This window comes from Zymomonas sp. (assembly GCF_020216885.1).
Taxonomy (GTDB): Bacteria; Pseudomonadota; Alphaproteobacteria; order Sphingomonadales; family Sphingomonadaceae; genus Zymomonas.
The window spans coordinates 1-18336 of the sequence record NZ_JAIWON010000107.1; the positions used below are offsets into that span (position 1 = coordinate 1).

Sequence of the window (18336 nt, forward strand, 5' to 3'; positions counted from 1 at the left end):
TCTGTCCGATGATGCGGCGGTTCTGCCCCGCCCATCGGGTGATTTGGTGTTGTCCCATGATATTATTGTGGAAAATGTCCATTATTTTCCCAGTGATCCGCCGGAAACTGTTGCCCAAAAGCTGGTCGGCGTTAACCTTTCTGATCTGGCAGCCAAAGGGGCAAAGCCTATCGGGGCTTTGATGGGCTATAGTTTGGGCCCCGATTACAAATGGGATCAGGCTTTTTTAAAAGGTCTGGAATCCGTCTGCCATCAATATAACCTTCCTTTATTAGGCGGCGATACCGTCGCGGTTCCCCGTCATACTGGGCATTTTTCGGCAATGACCGTTATTGGTCTCGCGCCGTCTTGTGGTGTGCCTGATCGGCGCGGAGCCAAAGAAGGCGACGAGTTATGGGTAACCTCGCCTATTGGTGACGCTGGTTTTGGATTGAATCTCCTTAAACAGAAAAAAGATATCAATCATTCGGCTCAAGAAAAATTAGTGCAAGCCTATCGTTCACCAGAGCCTCGTTTAAAAGAAGGCATTTGGTTAGCGCCGCATGTCCATGCCATGGCAGACATTTCCGATGGCTTGCTGATTGATGCCGAAAGAATTGCCAATGCCAGCGGATTGGCCGTTCGTATCCGTTTGGATAGAGTGCCTCTTTCATCCGAAGCGATAAGCTGCTTTGGTGATACAAAATCGACCCGATTACAGGCTGTAACCGCAGGTGATGATTATCAGTTGATTATGGCTTGCGCAGCCAATAAGCGTCAAGATCTGTTAAGGCTGTCCAAAGAAAAGCAATTCGACCTATACAGGGTAGGACAATTGACAGCGGGTAGTGGATTGTCTCTTTTTTACGGTGCGGAGCCGATTAAACAGCCTGAACGGCTTGGCTATTTGCACGGTTAGACTAGGCGCGCGTTGAAAGAAGGGTGAAAAAGCCTTTCTATTGGACGCCGCATTGCGATCATTCCGTTTATTGGGATGTAGCGCCTTCCAGTTATTGGGCTTGAAATATGTTCAATAACTTATTTTAAGATTTTTCAGTTTTAAAATTGCTTAAAATAAGCCAATAATCATAAATAATAGACATTACTGCGATATTGTCTTGGCCTTAGAAAGTCGTGTCCCAAAAATTGAAAAAGGATTACGGTTGAAGCCGTTATAACCTTCCTTTAGGTGATGGCAGAAATGTTAACGAGAAGAAGAATTTCCTATGGTCGCTGAACCGGCTTGGCCTGTAAATACCCTGCCCCGTCTCTATGTTGAAGAAGAATTGTCTTTAGGTGCTATCGTTACGCCTGATCGGGCGCAGGCACATTATCTTCTGTCGGTTATGCGTTTTAAAATCGGAAGCCAGCTTGTTCTTTTCGATAATCTTACCGGCGAATGGCTGGGCGAGGTTATCGAAGCCGAACGGAAGCATTTACAGCTGAAAATTACGCATCATCTCAATGAAAAAGAGTCTATTCCTGACTTATGGCTATTGACTGCGCCTATTAAAAAAGGCCGGATTGATTGGATCTATGAAAAGGCCTGTGAATTGGGGGTCGCTCGGATTACACCGGTTATAACCCAGCGGACAATTGTCGATCGGGTCAATCTTGAAAGATTACAGGCGCATATTGTCGAAGCCGCTGAACAATGCGGTCGAACCAGCCTATCTGAAGTGACCGAGGCCTGCTCTTTAAAATCCCTATTAGCGGAATGGCCGGAAGATCGGGCGCTTTTCTTTGCCGATGAGACGGGTGGCGAACCCATGATTGAAGCCCTTTCCCAAAGGAAAATGGCAGCTGCTATTTTGGTTGGGCCTGAAGGTGGCTTTACCGATCAGGAACGGGAAATGATTAACGCCGTAAAACAAGCCGTTCCGGTGTCTTTAGGCCCCCGCATTCTTAGAGCGGATACGGCGGCTATTGCGGCAACGGCTTTATGGATGGCGGCCGCCGGAGATTGGCAAAAACAACCAAGGCAGGCCAATTTGTAAAAACCATTGCAAAAAGAGAGCCTTTCAGAAAAGATTCTTTGAAATCAGCCTGTATCTTGCCTTGATATGGCGCGAGTGGCATGTTTTTTGATAGACTTTGTTCAAGCCTTTTGGAGAGTGTTATCCATTTCGGGGAAATCCGAAGAGCAAGCGGCAACAAAGCAATATCCTTGCCATGTCTTTAAATAATAATTTTCACTCTAGTATAATTCAATCCATCTATAGAAAAAATCTATCAGAGCGGACTAAAAGTTGCGACTAAATAGATTGGCAGCCTTTGGATAGAGGGACTATATCTTGTGTTATGAGCACGCGTCAGACATCCAGCAGCCAAAATCATCCGATTGAAAGTCGCGATGATCTCTTACGGATTTTTCAGGCCGGTGAAAAACCGAAAGCGCAATGGCGCGTTGGCACAGAGCATGAAAAACTAGTTTATAAAAAACAGACCCATCAAGCGCCTTCTTATGAAGAAAAAGGCGGCATTTGTGATCTGTTACAGGGTTTTACCCGCTTTGGTTGGCAGCCGATTTACGAAAATGATACAATTATCGGCTTAAGTGGAGATGATGGCGCGATCAGCCTTGAACCGGCAGGCCAGTTTGAACTTTCGGGCGCGCCTCGTAGCACTATCCATGAAAGTTATGACGAAATATGTCGCCATATCCAGCAAACGCAAGAAGTCGGCGAGGAATTGGGATTAGGCTTTTTGGGATTGGGTCTGTGGCCTGACAAAAAGCGTAGTGACCTGCCTTTAATGCCGAAAGGCCGTTATAAAATCATGACCGAATATATGCCCAAAGTGGGCAAGCTCGGTTTAGATATGATGCTGCGCACCTGCACTATTCAATCCAATATCGACTATGGCAGCGAAGCGGATATGGTCAAAAAATTTAGGGTTTCCTTGGCATTGCAGCCCTTGGCAACCGCTATTTTTGCCAATTCGCCTTTTTTGGAAGGGCAGCCTAACGGCTTTTCATCCTATCGTAGCCATATATGGACGGATACCGATCCCCATCGCACGGGTATCTTGCCTTTCGTCTTTGATGATGATTTTGGCTATGAACGCTATATTGACTATATGCTGTCGGTTCCGATGTATTTTGTCTATCGGGATGGCCGCTATATTGATGCGTCGGGTCAGGATTTCCGCGCTTTCTTGAAAGGTGAGTTACCTGCCCTTCCCAACGAAAAGCCCATATTATCAGATTGGGTTGACCATCTTTCTACGGCTTTTCCTGAAGTCCGTCTAAAAAGTTATCTCGAAATGCGGGGCGCTGATGGCGCTTCGGTAATGATGTCGCCAGCCTTAAGCGCTTTTTGGATCAGCATCCTTTATGATTCCGAATTACTGGATACGGCTTCAGAAATTATCAAAAGCTGGAGCATGGATGACTATCGAAACTTGCGGAATGACGTACCTAAAAAAGGCTTAAAAACCCTGATTGGAGGTCGCCAATCTTTGCTTGATTTGGGACGACAGCTTTGGCCGTTGATGAATGCGGCCTTAGAAAGACGGGCTATTTTGAATGACAAAGGTCAGGATGAAAGTCGGTATTTAGCCCCTATTGGTGAAATTTTGGAAAGCGGTCAGAATCTTTCTGACCGATTATTGGCGCGTTATCATCAGACTGGAAATCTCGATTTCATCTATCAGGAATGTGACTGGGCGCAGCCGCTTATTCTGTCTTGATGAGAATGATTTTTAGAAAGAATATTGATTACTATAATGAAAAAATAACGCGGTAAAATTTTAAAATCAAAAAAGAATCAGGATATTGCCTCTTTAAAAGAGACTATATCCTGATGGGGGATGAGCATTGGATATCTTTGTTTGTCTTAAATTTGTCATACTATTTAAGCACACCCCAATCACGCGTAAGTAACAAAAATATTCCCTATTTTTTGTTTTTGAAAAGAAAAACCGGATATTATTCAATCGCTTATTATACAAAACGAGATTTTATAGAATAGGTGCTGTGATTATCTTATATCAAGAAAATGGCCTCCTTTTTTCTTGGTAATCGTTGCTTAAAAATTAATCAGAATGGGGAGGACAAATCCGTTAAAAAAGCGTATTATCCCCCAACCTGATAATTTCAGCCGGATTGAAATATGTCGCCTAGCCTTTCGAGCGAACTCTTTTCCGACTCTATCTCTACCCTGACGACGACAACAGAATCTTTGGATAATGGGGCATCTGATGATACCCTTCATGAAGAATGTGGTGTTTTCGGTATTTGGGGTGCGGATACAGCCGCTGCCGTTGTAGCTCTCGGACTACATGCTTTACAGCATCGCGGACAAGAAGCCGCCGGTATCACCAGCTGGGATGGAAAAAATTTCCACTCCCGTCGGGCTGTTGGTCACGTTGCGGGTAACTTTGACCGTGACGATGCTATCCGCAGCTTGCCCGGATCATGCGCTATTGGCCATGTCCGCTATGCAACCACCGGTGCCAGTACGCTTTGCAATGTTCAGCCGCTTTATGCTGAACTGGTTTCAGGCGGATTTGCGATTGCTCATAACGGCAATATTTCCAATGCCGAAACCTTGCGTCATCAGTTGGTACGCCATGGATCTATCTTTCAATCCACGTCGGATACTGAAACGATTATCCATTTGGTCGCGACCTCCAGCTATCGCAGCCTGTTAGACCGATTCATTGATGCTTTGAAACAGGTTGAGGGGGCTTATTCTCTCGTCTGTCTGACACCGGAAGGGATGCTTGCCTGCCGTGATCCTTTGGGTATTCGCCCGCTGGTTCTTGGTAAGGTCGGAGAAACTTTTGTTGTCGCATCCGAAACCGTTGCCCTCGATATTATTGGTGGAACCTATATCCGTCAGGTCGAGCCGGGTGAACTGATTATTATTTCGGAAAAAGGGCTGCAATCTCTTCATCCCTTTAAAAAACAGAAGCCTCGCCCCTGCATTTTCGAGCATGTCTATTTTTCGAGACCAGATTCTTTGATCGGTAGCACCTCGGTTTACTCCGTTCGGAAATCTATTGGTATCGAATTGGCACGCGAGAATCCGGTTGAAGCCGATATGGTTATTCCCGTGCCAGATTCCGGCACGCCTGCTGCGATCGGTTACGCCCAGCAATCCTCTTTGCCTTTTGAATTGGGTATTATCCGTTCCCATTATGTCGGCCGCACCTTTATTCAGCCCGGTGATCAAGTCCGCCATTTGGGGGTCAAGCTGAAGCATAATGCCAATCGTGCTTTGATTAACGGCAAGAAGCTGGTTTTGGTGGATGATTCTATTGTCAGAGGCACGACCAGCGTCAAGATTATCAGAATGCTTCGTGATGCTGGTGCCAAGGAAATCCATTTGCGGATTGCCAGCCCGCCGACCCGTCATAGCTGTTTTTATGGCGTGGATACGCCAGAACGCGCCAAGTTATTGGCTGCCAAGATGACGGTCGAGCAGATGGCTGAATATATTGGCGCGGACAGCTTGGCCTTTATCTCGATGGATGGTCTTTATCGTGCCGTTGGTGAGGAAAGCCGTAATGATGCCCAGCCGCAATATTGCGATGCGTGCTTTACGGGTGCCTATCCAACACCGTTGACCGATCTTGGCGAATTAAGCGCCAGTGAACAACTGGTTTGTTTGTCAGAACAGGTCGCTATCGCCTAAATTTAGGCACTATGGCGAATATCTGATTGAGGGAGTCTTAAAATGGCTCCCTTTTTTATGGGTATTTTTTACAAAAATGTCGATTTTATCCGTGTGTTTTAATCTTCTGATCTTAAGCATTTGTGGATGCTCTATGAGTATTGGTGTAGTTGGGGCTGTGAAATAAGCGCGTTATCATTAAAAAAAGGCTGTTTGGACGAGCAAAATCGAGTGGCGATATAGCCGCCTTTTATATTTGCGATAATTTTACGCGGTTTCTTTTTGTAAAAACAGAAAGACGCGGTAAAATGAGCTTCAGCTTTTTGACATGGTTAAAGTCTTTTATACCCTTAATTTGACCCTCTTTTTTGAGGGGTTAAAAAAATCTTTTAAAATCAGTGGCTTACGAATAGGCTAATTTTTTAGGGTTATTTTGCCTTTTTTTGCCGATTCTCCTTCATTTTAGGAGGCTTTGGGCTTAAAGGCTCTAGTTCACTGCCGCACAGGCAGCTTAGAAACATTTAGCTAAAGTCCGATATTACGAAAACACGTTCACTGCCGCACAGGCAGCTTAGAAAATAGGGACGATGTTACGAAGCGGTCGTTCTGGGTTCACTGCCGCACAGGCAGCTTAGAAAGCCATTCCAAAATTGGGATAACGCGCTTTAAAGTTCACTGCCGCACAGGCAGCTTAGAAAGTGGGCAAATTCTTTGGCACATCATCTTTAGAAGTTCACTGCCGCACAGGCAGCTTTAAAAAAGGGGAGAAGGGAGGCTTTTGGTCGAAGCAGCGGAGGCTTTACGAGCAAGATCCATGCCCGTTCCGATGGTCAAGGATGCTTTCTGGCTTTGGCTCTAATTGCTGGTGAGGTTTCTGATTATTCTGGCGCGGATCGCTTGATAGATATTCCTATCACAACGCTCCGCCGTTTTTTTCAGCAAAAAAGGATATGATAGCGATAAGATTAAGCAAAAAATGGCTTGTTCGAGCTATCCTTCCTGTTATCCCGCCCCATTTTAATCGAAAAAAGCCTATGCCTATAGGCCTTATCATCTACAGCTCTACAAAGATTGTCATCCTATCGAATGGATTTCAAAGACACGGATGTTCAATAAGTTGAAGCCGCTCAGACGTATCACCACAGGCGATGATAAAAGCAGAAAACCCTTCTTCGCCTGCCTTCATCTTGCGGCTGTAAAATTATGGTTATCTTCCTTTTTCAATAGAAGCTCATCATTGGCGTATCTGAAATAATAAGAGGCTAACTATTCTTTATAAAATTCGAGAAAAGTCATCTTCACCCATAACGAGATAGATGCGTTAATATAAAACTGGATTTTTTATTTTATGATAGAGTATAGAAAATAAAATATTCTATCTTAACGAGATGTGGTTACAAGATTTTCGTCATGGAATTAAAAATAAATAACAATTATGTTTTGGTGTCGGGTCAAAATAAGTCCACTAAAATTGAAAATGAAGAATTTAATAGATTATTGGGATTAGATGAGACGCATAGTAAAAATAATAAAGATAATTTTCAAAAAAGATTTATCAAATTTTCATTGATTTCTTTTGCAGTCTTATTTTCATTATTTCTATTCTTATTTCACGCTTCATGGATAAAATCTGTCATATGGGGCGTTATTCTTGGTTCTGTATTGGGATATATAATAACTAAAAGGCTGGAAGAAAAAACGAGCGATTCAGATATCTTACAGTCCATTCGTAAAATAATCTCTCAATATAATTATGGTAATTTTAAAAATATTTATACCTACAGAAAAGGCAGAGACAGTTTTGTTGTTAATTCTGCTGGGTTAATTATTATGAATGAGTGGCATAATAGATTGAGTGCAACGGTTTTATTTCCTCAAAATATTCTGTCAGCCCGTATCAATACGGATACGGAATTACAGACAACAACCAAGCAGTCAGGTTCTTTTACCGTGGGTGCAGGAAAAGGAGTATTTGGAGGATATTCTACGGGAAGAAAAGCGCAATCAAAAACGGTTGCGGTTCATAAACACAGATTTGAACTAAGATATCAACTTTCAGCTAATTCTAATGTGCAGTTAAAAACAATCGACTTTGGAAGCAACAGAGTGGAAGCTGATAATCTTTGCGATTTAGTTCAGAATTTACGATAGCTTTTTCTTTCGGGTTTATTGTCTTAAGAAAATGCGTGAATTTAAAAATAGTCTATCTATAGGGATAATGTCTTATTAGATCGGCAGCATATACAATGGATAGAAAAATATACTTTCTTTTTAAAAAGATACTGCCGATCTGAAATAAAAATTTGGATTATTGTAAAAATATTTATATAATATCGCAATTATATTATAGAAATAATCTGTTTAAAGATTTTTAATCGCTGGTATACTGAAAATTAGTGCGATGATTATTTTAGATATTCTTACCAGAATAAAATCATCTGTGGTTTCAGAAAAGCGGTGAAAGAGTAACGCTTGTTCTGTCATTTTGAGTTATTGGCGGAATCTGTTTTTCATTTCTTTTGATGACTCTTATGCAAATAGAGAAATGTATTTTTCTTATTTTCCATTTTATTAGAAAATTTTTTATTCATTCTGTTGAAATGATATTTTAACCATAAGAAGCCTATGACTCATCCAGCTCTTTCTGATCAAATTGCCCTTGTCACCGGTGCCAGTCGCGGAATTGGCGCGGCCACAGCCAAAGCACTGGCTGAAGCGGGGGCGCATGTCATTCTGGTTGCGAGAACGGCAGCCGATCTCGATAAGGTCGAAGAACAGATTTACCAAAAAGGCGGATCGGCGACGATTGCCCCGATGGATATTACTCATTCAAGCAGTTGCCATCATTTAGCCGCGGCTATTTCGGGAAGATGGCCTGCTTTGGATATTATGGTTTTTGCGGCTGCCCGATATGAGGCGCAGCCTTCTATTGCGGCAGCATCCCCCGCCCTTCAACAGATGTTAGCGGTCAATGCGTTAGCGACACAAGATTTATTGAGCCGTTTTGATCCGCTTATTCAAGAAAGCCGATCGGCACATATCGTCGGTTTAACCCTTCCCAAAAGCCAAGCGCCCTACCCCTATAATGGCAGCTATTATGCCTCTAAAATGGCGATGGAGGCTATATTACTATCTTATGGAGCAGAAAACGCGGAAGGGGATACTATCAAAGTCGCTTTGGCTGAATTAGAAGCAGTAGCAACAGAAGGACGAAAGCGCGCTTTTCCCGATGAAAAGGCCGATTTGTTGCGCTCGCCCGATGAGGTCGCCAAGGCTATTGTTACCATGATCGTTCAAGATTATGCGAATGGATGGCAAGGCCAATTATAAACAGAAATAAGCGATCTTATTTCGTGTTATTTTAGCCTCATTACTTGGAAATAAAAGGAAGAGCCGATGGATAATCTTGAATACCGGTCTGGCGTGGGTATCATGTTATTAAATAAAGACAATCTTGTCTTTGCTGCCTGTAGAAATGACATGAAAGAAGAGGCATGGCAGATGCCTCAGGGGGGATTGGAAGCAAAAGAAACGCCAGAGGTGGGCGTTTTGCGTGAATTAGAAGAAGAAACCGGTATTCCGCCCCGCATGGTTGCCATTATTAGCCATACCAAAGAATGGCTGACCTATGATTTTCCAGCAGATTTACAGGCTTCTTTTTTTAAGAACAAATATCGCGGTCAACGGCAATTATGGTTTCTTGCCCGTTATTTGGGACGGGATGAAGATATCAATATCAACACGGATAAACCCGAATTTCGGGCATGGAAATGGGTTGAACCTAAGCAGTTACCCGATTTGATCGTTGCTTTCAAAAAACCGCTTTACGAAAAAATACTGTCCGAATTTTCAGCTAGCCTTTAATTCTTTTTTCATCGGGAGGACAATTTGCAATCCAGGACGATCTCGCCTTGGTTACTTTGGAGAATATCGCAGGGTGCCGTTCTTCTATCGTTAGTTCCAGTCAGTGAGGTCTGGGCAGAAGAACCCCCAAAGCTGATTCAAGAAATGGTGACAAAGGCTTTAGCCCTTGATGATCCGAAAACGGTTAAATCTATCGTCCTGATTGCAAAAAAAACGGTTCCTGATTCTGCGGCTGAAATTGATGCGATGGTAGCGGATTACAACACCAAAGTTGAAGCCCGTGAAGCCGAAAAGAAACGCAAAGAATTACGGCGGGTTGCTGATTCCGGTATGTTTGAAAACTGGACGGGGTCTGTTGAGTTAGGCGGCGCAAAAATGACGGGTAATACCCGTCAGACCGCTATTTACGGGGCAGTTGCCCTTGAACGAAATGGTATTAATTGGACCCATACCGTCAAGGCAAGAACCGATTTTCAGCGCACTTATGGAACGACTTCGGCTGAACGCTTTACCGCTTCTTATCAGCCGCATTATAAATTTGACGAACGGCTTTATATGTATGGTCTGGCTCTTTACGAGCGGGATATGTTCTTGGGCTATCGCACCCGTATTACAGGGGGTAGCGGTATCGGTTACAAAGTCTTCGATCAGCCCAATTTGTCATTGGCGGTTGAAGGGGGCCCTGCCTATCGTCATACGATCTTTATTGACAGTTCAAGACCCAATGGCCGCCGGATAAGAGATACCGCCGCCATGCGTGGATCTTTCACCACAAAATGGGTTGTGTCGCCTTTGTTGACTGTGTCGGAAGATTCTTCGATCTTCTTTGAAAGCAAAGATATTACCGCTAGTTCGACAACATCGCTTGAGACCAAGTTGATCGGCAATTTGTCGACTAAATTGTCCTTTAGCGTTTATTATGAAAAAGATGTCTCGGCATCGAAAAATCCGGTCGATACAACCAGCCGGATTACCTTTGCCTATGCTTTGGGCAAGAAGAAAAAATAACGAAAATAGGTCTATAAACACGCTATTTTCAAAAGAATGGGCAAAGTTTTTGAAAAAAACATTTGCAAAGGTCGTTTTTTTTGTTAATAGCGCCCTCACAGGCCATTCTATGATGGTTTTGAAATAATAGTGGACGCATAGCTCAGTTGGTAGAGCAGCTGACTCTTAATCAGCGGGCCCTTGGTTCGAGCCCAAGTGCGTCCACCATTTACTCCCTTACAATATCAGTCACAAGCTACGGCAGGATTTTTATTCTGCCATTTTTTTAGCCCTATCACGGCCATCACCATAAAAACCGCATAAAGCCAAGCCGTCAGCCATAAGCCACGGTAGCAAAATAAAGCCGTGTAGCAAAAATCAATAACAATCCAGAGAAACCAATTCGCTTTATACAGGCGTGCTGCCCAAAATTGCGCGACAATGCTGTAACAGCTTAAAATCGCATCCAGCCAAGGAAAGGCATCATCGGTATAATTTTTGAGGTAAAAGCCGAAAATAACCGAAAGCGCCGCCGCCATTGAAATATCGCGCAACAGGCTTTTTTGTGAAGCCTTTATCACCGTCATTTTGTCAGCTTTTTGATAATGATGCCAGTGAAACCAGCCGTAAATACTGGAAAAAAAGAAGAAAATTTGTAAGAGACAATCGGCATAAAGTTTTATCGAGAAGAAAATCTTGCCATAAAGCAATGAAGATATTCCGTAAAATAGCCAACATATCCGAATTTGTCGGGTCGAAAAAACAATACCTAAAAGACTGGTCAAAACGGCCAGCCATTCCAAAACGGACACGATGAAATCTCTTTTCTCAACAAGGCTGATACTGGCTTAGCCTTGGAAGCAAGGGGATGAAAGCGAATAGTATAACCCTTTCGATCGTAAAAGGAGCGATACCGAGACAAAGGCGGGCAATTTTAAGAGAGAAAATTGGTTTTTGTCTCAGCCTTAGCGATAAAGAGGAAAGCTAGGCGGACAGATCGGTAATTTTGGGATGGGAGCGTGACGGTCTGTTCTATCTCTTTTTATACATCTTGAACAAAAGGATAGAATTTGCCCCTTTCAAATGACGGCAGCATAAAAAATATTGGATTTTAGCCTTTTTCTTCGCCTTTAAAGAGAAGTCTGTTTTTCTGTCGGGAAGATGATTTTAAAAGGCGGTAGCTTGATCTATATAAAATCAGGTTGGCTATCTCTGTTGGGGTCGGGTTTATTGAAAGGCCTGTCGGCCTCTTTTCTCTTTCGATCCCGAGGTATTCCCATGTTAGCTCTTCTTTATATTCCAGCAGCTTTGGCTGAAATTACAGGCTGCTTTTCCTTTTGGGCGTGGATTAGGTTGCATAAATCGCCGCTATGGCTCTTGCCGGGGATAGCGTCGCTTTTGCTGTTTGCTTGGTTACTGACCTTTAGTCCCGCCGAAAATGCCGGTAAGGCCTATGCCATCTATGGCGGTATTTATATCATCATGAGCCTGTTATGGTCTTGGAAAGTCGAAGCGACCCCGCCCGATCATTGGGATTTGATCGGTGCCGTCTTTTGCTTGGTTGGAGCAGCGATTATCCTATGGATGCCTCGCTCCTTATAAGCGAGATCATGCCTCGAAATGGATTATTTTTTGTAAAAGCCGCTGCCCTTCTTGCCCAGAAAACCAGCGGCTATGCCCCAATAAATAATCATAATAAGCAATATCGGCAGAAGCCTTGTCTTGCAGCAACGCCCCGAAATAGACCATTTCAGACAAGGCATATTCGATATGCACCAATGGCAGAAAGGCCGAAAGTAACTGTCTATCTGTTCGGGATAACGGTTTGATATGATGATAACCACGTAACAAGGCAAAAAGCTGATCGTCAATGACGATATCTTGGCGGTTATCCATATCCAGCCATGCGATGACATTCCGTTCTATCGCCGTTGCAAGGTCGAACATTGCCGAGCTGTAATCGGCCATACCGAGATCAAGCACGCAACTGACCTTGGCTTTGGAATCGATTCCTGTCCACATCAGATTAGAGCTGTGCCAATCGCCATGCCCCCAAAGCGGGGTAATGTTGGTCATCAAAGGCTGTAATTGATGATGAAAAGGCAGAATATTCTCGGTGATGTCTTGCTGCCAGTTTTTGCCTTCAAGCTGTTTTGATAATTCCGGCTGTGCCGTTATCCAGTCGGATAAAGCCTTGATAAAATCATCATGCAACAGCGTGTCGCCTGCCGAGACCAATAACGCATGATGACGTGGGGATTGATCGAATCCTTGGGCAGCTTGATGGAAAAGCGCCAACATCCGTCCGGCTTCGTATGCGTGATGGCTGTTTAAAAAAGGCTCCCATGACATGACATCTTGATAGAGATCTACGCCTTGGGCTTGGGGATGAATTTCATAAATCCACGGCTCTTTTTCAATAACCGTTTGGTTATTATCGGTCACTATAGGCGTGCTGATCGGGAAAGATTTTTGTGCCAGATGACGCGCAAAAAGATGTTCTTTTAAGAGTTCGGTTTTATTTCTGATTTTGTGATGATGGCGTTTGATAAAAAACGTCTGTTTCTGGTCAGTTTCAAATAAGGCCGCAGCAGAATAAGGCCGCCGACTATGAGATAGGATTTTTACGGCTTTACCTTGCCCGCTGAAGGAAGCCAGAACCGCGTTTATTTCCAATATTGTCAAATAAGGCCAGTCCCGTTCCGTCTGATAGCCGGAAACGCCAAACTGATGCACGGCCTTATGGGCTGCTTCTGTCATGCCTTCATCTTTTGCCATGACTGGCTGAATATCAGAATGCGCTGCTGAGGGAAGCTAGAACCGCAAAGCCGCCGCCAATATAATATTGCGGAGCGCTACCTGAAATGACAGTGCCATTCCGTCCAACCGTATCTTGGGCATTGGCAGTTGGGCTGGCAATACCGGACAGATAATGGTTATTTCCGATATTGATAAAGTTTAACCGGATTTCAGGATGTTTCAGGAAGGCTTCTTGCGTAAAGCGATAGCCAACCGAAATATTGCCGGTGACATAAGCCGGAATTTTTTCATCATTCATGAAGCTGCCATATTGTGAGCCAGTATATTTGACGCTGGCCATGCCAAAGAAATGATGATCGTCATAGGTAACGCCTAAAGAGCCTTGGAATGCAGGGCTACGCACGGCTCTTTTGCCTTTTGTCGGCAAAAGGTCATCGCCAACCGTAAGATCGTTGGTCTGGCGTGTATAGAGATATTCACCCGATAGATAGGGGCTGATATGATGCCAAGGCGTAAGCCCGATTTCAAAATCGACCCCGCGAGAAATCTGGTTTCCGGCATTGATGGTTGACTGAATATGCGAGCCATTTTGAACAATCACGGTTTGTAATTGTCGATTGGAAAAATTGTAATTGAACAGGGTCAAGCTGCCCGTCACCAAAGCATCGGAATAGCGATAGCCCAATTCTTCCGATACCGAATATTCGTTTTTCAGATTTTTATTACCATTTACGATGATCTCGCCACTAGTGGGATCGTAACTGTTATAAAGGGCGGTTTCGTCAGCAGTTCGGAAATTGGTTGATGCACTGAAAAAGACATGGCTTTTACTATCGATTTGGTAGCGCAGCCCTAATCTTGGCAACGGTTCCGAGGTCGAGAAATTCGCCTTATGTTGCGAACCCGGGAGATAGTTATATCCATGCCGCGTCATGATGACTTCTTTAAAGCCGATATCAAAAGTCAGCCTATTGTTGAGAAATGTCATATGATCGCCGAGATAGACGGCGTTCACATAGGTATGAGTGCGGTTATTCGATCCCAATAACGAGGAGCCGTCTGGCATTTTAATCAAGGTCGAATGATGGTCTGCCCAGATATTGGAGGCATAGCCGTTACTATCAACAGGGGTAAAGCTGTTTTGTTCTTTGTCAGCCGAATAGTCGAACCAATAGCCCAAAGTCAGATCATGATTTTTCAGTGACCAAGTGGCACTGGCATTTACGCCTGCCCTTGCCGAGCGTTGGGTATAGTTGGAGCGAACCGTTGCGGTGCCATCTGTCGCATTGGGAAGGTTGATCGTCCCTGCGATAGCTTCACTGCCATTCCATAACCCGCTATTATTCAATGTCGAACCGGCTGGGACATTTCCCCTATCCCATTGGCCATAGGGGGTGACTTTTAATTTGAGATTGGAGGCCAGTCTGACATCTATGGGAGCGGCAAGGTAAAAAATCTCTTCTGGTGCGCGGTATAATCGCCAGTAATCGCTACCTGCGGCTTCATTATTGACATTGTAACGGGATGCCAGATTATTGCTGCCTGAAATGCCGTTTTCTTTCCAGCTTTGTTTATCGACTTGGGGATAATAGCTGGTGATGCCTTTATTCCATGTGCCTAGCAGTGATATATGGCTGTCTTGTCCCCATTCCTTTAGAAATTTGAAATCAACATGCTGTTTTTCATCATAGCCTGCCCCGCGCCAGTTATCGGTTCGGGCATGGGAATAGGAAACAAAGCCTTTCACGCCGCTATGACCAATTTCGCCCATATCAAAACGCAGAAATTGACGATTGGTATTATAAGAACCATAGGAAAAATCGGCATAGCCGCCCATTTTATCAGCCGGTTTTCGAAAATTTAGATTCATCACCCCACCGGCGGCATTCAGCACCGGACTATCGAGATCGGCAGAGCCTTGGGCTAGGCCAATCTGTTGGTAGTTTTCACTATCGGCGAATTGGGTCGGATAGCCAGTATAATAGGCCACATCATTTAGGGGCATCCCTTCCAGCACATAGCCGATGGCATCGCCGCTTAATCCACGGATCGTGATATTGGTCTGGGTTGAAAAGCCTAACGGGTCGGAAGATGTAACATTCGCCCCCGGTAACATTGCCACCAGATCAAAGGCGTTTGCGGTAGGGGCTTGTTTTTGGATAAAGTCAGTTGAAATATGGCTGACTGATCGGGTTTCGGTTTCTTTTTGTATCAAGCCGCCGCCAATATCATTCACCGAAAAGCCATTGGCCGTTTTGAAAACCGGACGACCCGTCACAATAATCGCGTCATTTTTAGAGGGCGTTTTATCAGAGGATTTTGGCGATTCTTGATTTTCAGCATGGACAGGGTGAACAGGAAATACCCCGCTTATTCCAGCAAGCAAAACAGTGGTTGCCAAGAAATGCCGGTAATATTTTTTCCATTCGGATGCTGTCATATCCTGATAAGTCACCTTTTTCCCCCGATAGGACAACAGGCATAGAGATGCCTTTTACTGGTTGCCGGACAATATCCCAAGCAACAGCAGTCACCCAATATAGGCTAGGCTATGATATCAATATGAGGAAGCTGTCAAGATATTGCGATTGATTTTCAATAAGCTGTGCTTATCAGGACAGATTTAAGCCATTATCGCGGAAAATACCACGGACATCTTCTACAAGAGCGGGTGAAGGCGGTTGAGTATCACCCAATTTATAAGCGAGGCCGCTGGCTTTCCATTTATATTCACCCATTTTATGAAAGGGCAGCACATCAACCCGTTCGATATTGCCTAAGGTAGCGGCAAAATCGGCGAGATTGGCGATCTCATTAAAATTGTCGGTTAAATCCGGCACCAAGACATAACGCAGCCAGACTGGCTTTTTCAAAGCAGCGAGCCGTTTAGCAAAGGCTAATGTTGGTTGAAGTTCTACACCGGTAAGCGCTTTATAGCGTTTATCGTTAAAGGCTTTGATATCCAAAAGAACAAGGTCGGTATGGGCAAGCAAGGCATCATCGGCCTGCGCCCCCAGAAAACCAGCCGTATCAATCGCGGTGTGGAGTCCCAGATATTTGGCGGCCTTTAAAAGCGCGCCTGTAAATTCGGGCTGAACCAGAGGTTCACCACCGCTGATAGTGATGCCGCCGCCTGCTCGTTTTAGAAAATCGGCATAGGAGGCAACCTCTTCCATCATTTCGGCCAAGGTTACCGCACGACCATTTTTTAGAAACCAGCTATCGGGGTTATGGCAATATTGGCAGCGCAAAGCGCAACCCGCCAAGAATAGCACAAAACGCACCCCCGGCCCATCTACTGCGCCGCCAATTTCAGTCGAATGAATCCGCCCTTGAAGCGTGTTGTCGCAACCAGCCTCTTCAACGAGGCTGGTTACGGTTGGTCTTTTAATTATCAAGGCCATGGAAAGTCCGGTGGATAACATCCATTTGCTGTTCACGGGTCAATTTCACGAAATTGACAGCATAACCAGAAACACGGATGGTTAATTGCGGATATTTTTCAGGATGATCGACGGCATCTAACAAGGTATTCCGGTCAAAGACATTGACATTCATATGATGCGCCCCTGCCCCGAAATAACCGGAGAGCAAGCCGATCAAATTATCAATCCGTTCTTCCTTGTTCATCCCCAAAGCATTGGGAACGATTGTGAAGGTATTGGAGATACCATCCTGTGCATGGGCGTAAGGCAATTTAGCAACAGACGCCATAGAGGCGACGGGCCCTTTCAAATCGCGGCCATGCATCGGATTGGCACCCGGTGCAAAAGGTTCGCCAGCCCGACGACCGTCAGGGGTGTTGCCGGTCTTTTTACCGTAAACCACGTTAGACGTGATCGTCAGAATAGACTGGGTCGGGACAGAACGGCGATAAGTCGTCTGCTTCCGAAGCATATTCATGAAGGTTTCAACCAGCCAGATCGCAATTTCATCGGCGCGGTCATCATTGTTACCATAAGCCGGATAGTCGCCTTCGATTTCAAAATCAGTGGCTAAACCGCGTTCGTCACGGATGATTTTAACCTTGGCATGTTTAATGGCAGAAAGGCTGTCGGCAGCAACCGAGAGCCCCGCAATACCGCAAGCCATTGTCCGCAAGATTTCCAGATCATGCAGCGCCATTTCAACCCGTTCATACATATATTTATCATGCATGAAGTGAATGGCATTCAAAGCATTGATATAGACGCTGGCCAGCCATTCCATCATCTGAACCATGCGGGATTTGACATCTTCGTAATCCAGCACGTCACCCGTGACAGGCGCGAAGGCAGGCGCAACCTGCACACCGCTTTTTTCATCACGGCCACCATTGATGGCATAAAGCAGCGTTTTTGCGAGATTGGCACGCGCCCCAAAGAACTGCATCTGTTTACCGATACGCATAGCCGAGACACAGCAAGCAATGCCGTAATCATCGCCCCAATAAGAGCGCATCAGATCGTCATTTTCATATTGGATCGACGAGGTGTCGATTGAAATCTTGGCACAGTAATCTTTGAAGCCTTTAGGCAGATTTTCTGACCAAAGAACCGTTAAATTGGGTTCTGGCGCGGGTCCCAGATTTTCCAAGGTATGCAAGAAGCGGAAGCTGGATTTCGTGACTAATGTCCGGCCATCTATCGCCATACCGCCCAAAGATTCCGTGACCCATGTCGGATCACCAGAGAATAACTGGTCATATTCAGGGGTACGGAGGAAGCGGACAATGCGGAGCTTCATCACGAACTGGTCAACCAGCTCTTGCGCTTCGGCTTCGGTAATCCGGCCTTCTTTCAAGTCACGTTCGATATAAATGTCGAGGAAAGTTGAAACCCGTCCCAGAGACATCGCTGCACCGTTAGCTTCTTTAACAGCCGCCAGATACGCCAAATATGTCCATTGAACCGCTTGCTGTGCCGTAACGGCCGGCTGTGAAATGTCGCAGCCATAGCTTTTGGCCATCGCGGCCAATTCATGAAGTGCCTTGATCTGTTCAGCGACTTCTTCCCGCAATTTGATGGTTTCTTCATCAAAGGGGTTACGTTCCAGCCGTTTGCCCTGTTCTTTTTTGTCTTCAATCAGGCAGTCAACACCATAAAGCGCGACCCGACGATAGTCACCGATAATCCGGCCACGACCATAC

14 protein-coding genes, 1 tRNA gene and 1 CRISPR repeat array are annotated in these 18336 nt (G+C 44.9%); of the genes, 10 read left to right on the plus strand and 5 right to left on the minus strand.

Translation table 11 applies throughout. From position 1 onward, the window contains the following. The 9 genes from thiL to LDL18_RS05975 all read left to right on the plus strand — a co-directional run. On the plus strand, positions 1-898 hold an 898-nt coding region (gene thiL / locus LDL18_RS05935), incomplete at its 5' end, for a thiamine-phosphate kinase (protein ID WP_296507749.1). 307 nt (positions 899-1205) lie between these two features. Beyond that, positions 1206-1976, plus strand: coding sequence for a 16S rRNA (uracil(1498)-N(3))-methyltransferase (locus LDL18_RS05940; protein ID WP_296507751.1), 771 nt, complete (start codon positions 1206-1208; stop codon positions 1974-1976). Positions 1977-2280: 304 nt separating this feature from the next. After that, complete coding sequence (locus tag LDL18_RS05945) at positions 2281-3669, plus strand: glutamate--cysteine ligase (protein ID WP_296507753.1); 1389 nt, start codon at positions 2281-2283, stop codon at positions 3667-3669. Between the two features lie 422 nt (positions 3670-4091). Next, positions 4092-5618, plus strand: a complete 1527-nt coding sequence (gene purF / locus LDL18_RS05950) for an amidophosphoribosyltransferase (RefSeq protein WP_296507756.1) — start codon at positions 4092-4094, stop codon at positions 5616-5618. 469 nt (positions 5619-6087) lie between these two features. Next, positions 6088-6356: a CRISPR direct-repeat array (repeat unit 28 nt; unit sequence GTTCACTGCCGCACAGGCAGCTTAGAAA). Between the two features lie 651 nt (positions 6357-7007). Next, a complete protein-coding gene (locus LDL18_RS05955; RefSeq protein ID WP_296507758.1) occupies positions 7008-7748 on the plus strand; it encodes a hypothetical protein in 741 nt (246 codons plus the stop codon). A 474-nt stretch (positions 7749-8222) separates the two neighbouring features. Continuing rightward, positions 8223-8927: an SDR family oxidoreductase gene (locus tag LDL18_RS05960; RefSeq protein WP_296507759.1), complete on the plus strand. Its 705-nt coding sequence runs from the start codon at positions 8223-8225 to the stop codon at positions 8925-8927. 66 nt (positions 8928-8993) lie between these two features. Further along, positions 8994-9461, plus strand: coding sequence for an RNA pyrophosphohydrolase (locus LDL18_RS05965; protein ID WP_011241323.1), 468 nt, complete (start codon positions 8994-8996; stop codon positions 9459-9461). A gap of 24 nt (positions 9462-9485) precedes the next feature. Continuing rightward, a complete protein-coding gene (locus LDL18_RS05970) occupies positions 9486-10469 on the plus strand; it encodes a DUF481 domain-containing protein (protein ID WP_011241324.1) in 984 nt (327 codons plus the stop codon). Between the two features lie 131 nt (positions 10470-10600). After that, a tRNA-Lys gene (locus tag LDL18_RS05975) sits at positions 10601-10676 on the plus strand. Between the two features lie 17 nt (positions 10677-10693). Here the strand turns inward: LDL18_RS05975 and pnuC are convergent. Further along, positions 10694-11260 carry a nicotinamide riboside transporter PnuC gene (gene pnuC / locus LDL18_RS05980; protein WP_296507762.1) on the minus strand — a complete coding sequence of 189 codons (567 nt, stop codon included), beginning with the start codon at positions 11258-11260 and terminating at the stop codon, positions 10694-10696. 466 nt (positions 11261-11726) lie between these two features. Between pnuC and LDL18_RS05985 the strand changes: the two genes are divergently transcribed. Further along, positions 11727-12050 carry a YnfA family protein gene (locus LDL18_RS05985; RefSeq protein ID WP_296507764.1) on the plus strand — a complete coding sequence of 108 codons (324 nt, stop codon included), beginning with the start codon at positions 11727-11729 and terminating at the stop codon, positions 12048-12050. A gap of 6 nt (positions 12051-12056) precedes the next feature. Here the strand turns inward: LDL18_RS05985 and LDL18_RS05990 are convergent, their stop codons facing one another. The 4 genes from LDL18_RS05990 to LDL18_RS06010 form a co-directional block, all read right to left on the minus strand. Next, on the minus strand, positions 12057-13208 hold the full coding sequence (locus tag LDL18_RS05990; protein WP_296507767.1) for a phosphotransferase: 1152 nt from the start codon (positions 13206-13208) through the stop codon (positions 12057-12059). Positions 13209-13239: 31 nt separating this feature from the next. Beyond that, positions 13240-15648: a TonB-dependent receptor gene (locus LDL18_RS05995; RefSeq protein WP_296507773.1), complete on the minus strand. Its 2409-nt coding sequence runs from the start codon at positions 15646-15648 to the stop codon at positions 13240-13242. A gap of 172 nt (positions 15649-15820) precedes the next feature. Then, positions 15821-16612: a pyruvate formate-lyase-activating protein gene (gene pflA / locus LDL18_RS06000; RefSeq protein ID WP_296507775.1), complete on the minus strand. Its 792-nt coding sequence runs from the start codon at positions 16610-16612 to the stop codon at positions 15821-15823. Beyond that, positions 16596-18336: pyruvate formate lyase family protein (locus LDL18_RS06010; RefSeq protein ID WP_365974843.1), on the minus strand; the 1741-nt coding region annotated here is incomplete at its 5' end. The genes LDL18_RS06010 and pflA, both read right to left, overlap by 17 nt.